6 protein-coding genes and 2 pseudogenes are annotated in these 6,013 nt (G+C 59.2%); 3 read left to right on the forward strand and 5 right to left on the reverse strand.

Translation table 11 applies throughout. The annotated features are described in order from the left end of the window. Both IB235_RS24225 and IB235_RS24230 read right to left on the reverse strand, forming a co-directional pair. On the reverse strand, positions 1 to 206 hold a 206-nt coding region (locus IB235_RS24225; RefSeq protein WP_255524434.1), incomplete at its 3' end, for a transposase. A gap of 52 nt (positions 207 to 258) precedes the next feature. Further along, complete coding sequence (locus IB235_RS24230) at positions 259 to 933, reverse strand: IS6 family transposase (protein WP_370576991.1); 675 nt, start codon at positions 931 to 933, stop codon at positions 259 to 261. A gap of 273 nt (positions 934 to 1,206) precedes the next feature. Between IB235_RS24230 and IB235_RS24235 the strand changes: the two genes are divergently transcribed. The 3 genes and pseudogenes from IB235_RS24235 to IB235_RS24245 form a co-directional block, all read left to right on the forward strand. Continuing rightward, positions 1,207 to 1,443: a type II toxin-antitoxin system HicA family toxin gene (locus IB235_RS24235; protein ID WP_225612607.1), complete on the forward strand. Its 237-nt coding sequence runs from the start codon at positions 1,207 to 1,209 to the stop codon at positions 1,441 to 1,443. Then, the gene (locus IB235_RS24240; protein WP_192338919.1) at positions 1,440 to 1,847 is read left to right on the forward strand and encodes a type II toxin-antitoxin system HicB family antitoxin; all 408 of its coding nucleotides are present in this window, start codon (positions 1,440 to 1,442) and stop codon (positions 1,845 to 1,847) included. Before IB235_RS24235 ends, IB235_RS24240 begins: the two co-directional genes overlap by 4 nt. An 853-nt stretch (positions 1,848 to 2,700) precedes the next feature. Beyond that, a pseudogene (locus IB235_RS24245) lies at positions 2,701 to 2,800 on the forward strand (transposase); the annotation flags it as partial. On the opposite strand, the pseudogene IB235_RS26020 reads toward IB235_RS24245, so the two are convergent. The 3 genes and pseudogenes from IB235_RS26020 to IB235_RS24260 all read right to left on the reverse strand — a co-directional run. Further along, a pseudogene (locus IB235_RS26020) lies at positions 2,797 to 2,910 on the reverse strand (IS6 family transposase); the annotation flags it as partial. The pseudogenes IB235_RS24245 and IB235_RS26020 overlap by 4 nt on opposite strands. A gap of 346 nt (positions 2,911 to 3,256) precedes the next feature. Then, positions 3,257 to 5,326 carry a UPF0149 family protein gene (locus IB235_RS24255; RefSeq protein WP_192338921.1) on the reverse strand — a complete coding sequence of 690 codons (2,070 nt, stop codon included), beginning with the start codon at positions 5,324 to 5,326 and terminating at the stop codon, positions 3,257 to 3,259. Positions 5,327 to 5,629: 303 nt separating this feature from the next. Continuing rightward, a partial coding sequence (locus IB235_RS24260) for a transposase (RefSeq protein WP_192338923.1) occupies positions 5,630 to 6,013 on the reverse strand: 384 nt, incomplete at its 5' end.

The raw sequence follows: 6,013 nt of genomic DNA on the forward strand, positions 1-6,013 counted from the left end.
ACCAGCTCCGGCTCAAAGCTGCTGTCGCGGTCACGGGGCACAGCCACCGGCAGTTCGCCGTCCTGGCCCTTCAAGACCTTGGTCGACGAGCCGTTGCGCCGGTTCGCTTGGCCCGGAGGTGCTTCCTCGCCTTCCTCATAGCCCAGATGCGCGGTCAGCTCCGCGCCCAGCATCCGCTCCATGAGCAGGATCTTCAGCTCCTTCATCAGCCCGGCATCGCCGAGCAGATCCTCAGGGCGCTCAACACCCTTCAGCAGTTCATCCAGAAGTTACTTGGAGATCGTCATGCATGCTTCCTTTCGGTGAAGCATGGACCGGATCAATCATACACAGAAGATCGGACACTCTCTCGGCGGAATGGAACGCCTTGAAGCCCATCATCGGCTTGGTGATCCGCTTGATGAAGCGATGATCCTGCTCAAGGATATTGTTCAGATATTTCACCTGGCGGATATTGATTTGTGTGCCCTGGCCTGTGAATTTCAGGATCACGTTGATCGCCTGAAGTCCCGCGAGGTTGGCGCCGCTCTTGTCGATGACGACCCGTTCCGGCACGCCGTTGCTGTTGATGACCTTCTTGAAGAACCGCCGTGCGGCGGGCAAATTTCGCCGCTCGGACAGCATGAAGTCCAGCGTCTGCCCATCTCGATCAACAGCGCGGTAAAGATAGGTCCATTGGCCCTTCACCTTGATATAGGTCTCGTCGGCCCGCCATGACTTGGCCGTCGTTTGCTTGCGGGCCTGAGCTTGATTGGCAAGGAGCGGCGCGTACCGAACGATCCATCGATTCAGCGTCGAATGATCAACCTCGACGCCACGTTCGGCCATGATCTCTTCAAGGTCCCGATAGGAGACGGGGTAACGCAGATAGAAAAACACCGCGAAGAGGATGACACTCTTCGGATACTGCGCCCACTTGAACGATATCGACACGACCCGCCGCCTCTCAGTTTTCCAGAAGCGTTGATAACGGCACACAACGCCCTGCAAAAGTCGCGACAGAACCAGATTTAGGGCGGGTGGCACTCGGTACTATGCCGCGACCCTTCCGCAGATGCGTGAAGGTGCGACCTGTCCCGCCTGTTGTCGTGGCGCGGCACCTAGCCACCACGGTGAGCCCGGCTAACCCCTAAATACAGCGCAGGCATACCGCTTGCATTTTTTGCTAGCACTCACCATCTTGGCGCAATGACCAGCACTCACCGAATGACACTCGCCGCCGTCTTTACGGAACCGACCTCGGGCACCATCGAATTGGTGGCTATCGAAAACTTGCTGGCCGCGGCTGGCGCAGCGGTGATCGAAGGCAATGGGTCTAGGGTGAAGTTTGCATGTAACGGCCTAATCGCCTCATTCCATCGCCCCCATCCTGCCATGGAGGCAAAACGCTATCAGGTTCGAGACGCCCGCGACTTTCTAGAACGCATTGGAATCACGCCATGAACAGCATGACCTTCAAGGGCTACAGAGCTCGCATCGATTACGACGACGAGGATGCCATCTTCGTCGGCCACATCGCTGGTATCGGTGACCGCATTGGCTTCCACGCAGATACGGTCGAGGATCTCCGCGCGGCCTTCCATGAGGCCGTGGACGATTATCTCGAAACCTGCGCCAAGATCGGCAAGGAACCGCTAAAGCCCTATTCCGGCAAGGTCATGTTCAGGCTCCGCCCAGAAACCCACTGCAATATTGCTAGGGCTGCCGAACTGGCGGGCAAGAGCTTGAACCAATGGGCAGACGAAGCACTGGAACGTGCAGCCGCGCTTGCCGAGAATCCACCCCCTCGCAAACAAGGCGATGGCGATGGCGATGGCGATGGCGATGCAGGCATGCTCTTCTATTAACCAACCACCTATCGATTAATAACTTACGAGGTTGGCGGATTATTAACCGATAGGGTGAAATATGGGGCGCGGCCTAAGCGATCTACAATGGAAAATCCTGACGGCTCTGGAACCTTACCATTTTCCAGCCCTCACGACTGCCCGATCTTGGCGAAGTCCAGAGACATCTTCACCGCCATAGGTCGCCCCCAGGCTCCGGCCAATTACGTTGCAACGCCAGATGGTGGATTGCTTCGTGCACGGATATCGGTGCCAAGGCATGGGCTACAGCTATACGCTAAAGGGCCGCCACACCCCGCCGACCCATGGTGAATCTGTCGCAGGAACCTGAAGCGGCGGCCCCGCAAAGGCCGCCGTCCCTTGCCACAGCATCTTCCAGTATCCAGCCTGATCTAAGCAGTGGCCATCATGTTACTCACACATTCGGCATTCGGTCCAGAGCTTGACCTCCTGTCGCGCGGCCTGTCACTATCATTCCAAGTCCACGGACTCAGAAGTGTGCACTATGTCCGACCGACTCGCCATGGCATCGCTGATCATTGCAGTTATTTCACTGAGCATGATCATGGTGAATTTTGCCGTGCAGGGCTGATTGATCTGACTCCCGACACTCCCTCAACTGAAGAACGCCTGTGGGCGACAACTGTCCGCTTGGGCGGATTGCATTTTCAGGCGGCAGCCCGAGTGCCAAGGAGTTGATTCAACAGAAGATCAGAGACGATGATAGCGAACGCGATCCCCGGCCCTTCGAGATGACTCGACGTGGCTCATCTGCTCTGCTCCCTCGAAACTGGACCGTTTGAAGCTGGAGTTTTCAGCTAACCTTCCCCGGCTGGGACAGGAGCTGAAAACGATGAAGGCATCGAAGTTCACGGAAGCGCAGAAGGCGTTCATTCTGAAGCAGGGCGAGGAAGGCACATCAGTTGCCGAGATTTGTCGGAAGGTCGGGATCGGCCATGATCTCTTCAAGGTCCCGATAGGAGACGGGGTAACGCAGATAGAAAAGCACCGCGAAGAGGATGACACTCTTCGGATACTGCGCCCACTTGAACGATATCGACACGACCCGCCGCCTCTCAGTTTTCCAGAGGCGTTGATAACGGCACACAACGCCCTGCAAAAGTCGCGACAGAACCAACTTGGTTTCCAAGGAAAAAATTGATGCCGTCGCCATACTGCGGTCGCAAAGGCAGCTCCGTTCGCATGGCGCGAATATACCCGCGTATATTGCGACGACAGTCGCCAATGGCCGGTTTAAAGAAAGCTGCGCCGCAGCATCGTAGGCGAGGCGAGTGGCCGCAAAGGGCCGACTTTGCCGTTTTGGTCGATGTTTTATGGCGAGAGACTGGGCTGCTGCATGGCCATTCTCTCTCGGCACAACAGCAAAGTCGTGAAAACATTGTCCGATGCTATTGCCGCATTTCATAGCGGCGGGCGATCCAAGACGGCAGCACGGCCCGTAGTGCCGAGCCATCGTTGCCCTTGGCAACCGCCCCGATCTCACGCAACACTCGTTTGTCATCGGCCGCCAGAGATTTCGTGGGCCAAGCGCGCGGGCAAGCCGCCACAAAGTTTTCGAATCCGGCTGCCCAATCCTGAAGATTCGCAGCACCGAAGGCGGCAATCCATCCGCTCACGAGCTTTGGATCCCCTGCCTCGTCATTGGCGCGCTCGGCTTCAATCGTCACAAACGCAAGCAGCTGATCGATTGCCCCGTGTCCCGGAAACTCGACCCCGCCGAGCAGAGCACCCAGCCAGACCTCTGGTGAGGGTTCGCGTGGCGATATGGCAAGCGCCGCGAGATAACCCTGCACATAGGTTTCATTCAATCCGGCATGGGCAAGGAGTGGGCCGATGGTCCCAGCTTCCGGCACGTGGGGAGCGTGTCCCTCGCGCGCGTCAAAGGCGTCCAAGGTCATATCCACGATCTCTGCCATGACGGGAATACGTTTCAGGGCCGCGCCGCCAAGGAGTTCTTGTGCCACTGCGGCGAAGGACAACCAATATTGCTGCTCTTCCGCCGCCTTCAGCGTGGCCGCCGAAACAGCGAAAAGCCGCGCCCACCAGTCGCGGCGGGTCTCAAGATGCTTCCAGACCGCCGCTTCCTGTCCCTTTTCGGTCCGGGCGCGGGATATGGCGGCACGCAAATCCGTGGTGTCTTCGAACCAGGCGTCGCCCTGCGCGAAGCGTTCCGTCCAATCTGCGCTGGTTTTGATTAGCGCGGCGCGTTGGCTGGCTGAAAGCTCCCCAAGGGCCCCGAGGCCGCCGATTGCCTCGAGAATGTCGCTGGCCTCGCCGGTGACCGGGGAAAGGCCCTCCGAACCGATGAGCTCCGCCCAATCGACCAAACCGGCGGCTGGAAGGAGCCCAAGAAGCTGGCCCTCGCCGAGACCGCACGCCAGGGCTTCGGTCAATGCGCCCGGGGAAACATCGAAGGCCTCGATCTCCTCCAGAATTCTGGCCAACATGCGTTTTTGCTCGGTGGCGCTGGCGCAGGGAAGGATGAAGGCATCTTTCACACCATGGCCCTGTTTGAGCATGGCCATAGCGATGCCACGGTGGCTACCATTTTGAAATGCCGCGATCAGACTTTGCGCGCCGGCCCCGTCGGGCAGACTGGCGGCGGCCCGGTGGATGGTCGCAGCAGGGGTATTGCGGTTCAGCCCGCCCTTGCGCATCTGCCGCCGGATTACTGCGTCGAGGGCCACGCGCGCCGGGTCATCAGGCATCCATTTGCGGATTGCGGGCAAGAGAACAGCCAGATCAGGTGAAAGGCTCCCTGTCTCGGCGCGAGAGAGCAGCGCCGTTGCTGCGGCAAGACGGATCTCGAGCTGAGGGCTCAGGAGCCAATAAAGGCCGACCCGGGCTTCCACTGCCCCAGGCCGCTCAAGTGTCATCGAAACCAGCATTGCGGCGGGCTCAAGGGGCAGCCCTGCGAGGAGCTCGGCGAGGGCGGCATGGACCTGAAGCGGTTCGTCACCGATCTCACGCAACAGCGGGTCAAGCAGTTCGCCGAGATCAGGCAGTGCCTGCCCGTCGGGTAAATCCCCTGTCATGTTCTCCGGGGTCAGCATGGCGAAGGCGGGCGGCGCTAGACCGGCACGAGCATAGGCTTGCGCGAGGCGCAGGCGGGTCACAGGCGCAAATGGGCAGGCAGCGTCCTGCTCGCCCAGGATCGCAGCGAGGGTGTCCAGAAGCGCGCTGCCTTCCGGGGTGCCGTTTTCTGCGGCCATACGGGCTTCGTCGAGCGCGCCCGCGAGAAGCAACAGGGCTGCTTGTGTCGAAGACCCGTCCTCGGGATCGATCGCGGCGACGGCGATTTCCGCGATGGCCGCTGGCGCAAGCAGCAGGGATTTTCCGGACTGTCGCAACAGATGGGCGCGCTCCTGATCATCGGAGGCGTTGGCGATTGCGGCGATCAGGGCAATGGGATTTACATTCATGCAGGCAGGGTTAGGGCAGACCGTGTTGCCGGTCAATCTCGCGCCCTCGGTTCCTGAAGATAGGTTACATCGTAACAAGCTCGCGAATGCAATTGCGCCGCAGTCATTTCCAGCGCCGCGGGCGCGACAGTGGCTATTGCTTCGGTTCGAAGAACAGAAAACCGCGTTGTTCTGGATGGAATTTCTCTTGAGATCTCGGGTGGATATGATCCATTCGCGGTCATGGTGAAACTGGTTCTTCGTATGCGACGTCTGCGTCCCATTGCCTTTTGACTTGCTCAGGGTGGTTGCCCAAGTTGCGCAAGTATTTATGAGCTCGTCAGGGAGTCCCGAACGAGCTCATTGTGAGGCTGCGTTTCGCTGGGTGTAAGCCCATGGCATCAGGTCATCGATGTCTTTTTTCAGATGGCCATTGGCCAGCTTGGTGAAGAGGTCGGTGAGATAAGCGCAGGGGTCGATACCGTTCATTTTGCAACTGCCGATCAGGCTGGCGTATCGGGCCCAATTCGCACCGCCCTCGTCATGTCCGGCGAATAACGCATTGCGGCGGTTCATGGCCGGACTCCGGATCGCATTTTCGACCAGGTTGGAGTCGATGTCGACATGGCCGTTCTCGAGGAATAACCGGAAGCCTTCCTGACGCCTCAGCATATAGGCCATGGCCACCCCGAGGTCTGACTTGCGCGAGATGCGCGCGGCCTGGGCCGTCAGCCAGGTGAAGAA

It is taken from the genome of Paracoccus sp. PAR01, from assembly GCF_014851995.1.
GTDB lineage: Bacteria > Pseudomonadota > Alphaproteobacteria > Rhodobacterales > Rhodobacteraceae > Paracoccus > Paracoccus litorisediminis.

Coding starts and splice junctions, on each gene's coding strand:
- IB235_RS24240 (WP_192338919.1), top strand. CDS start 1,440: ATGAACAGCATGACCTTCAAGGGCTACAGAGCTCGCATCGATTACGAC.
- IB235_RS24235 (WP_225612607.1), top strand. CDS start 1,207: ATGACACTCGCCGCCGTCTTTACGGAACCGACCTCGGGCACCATCGAA.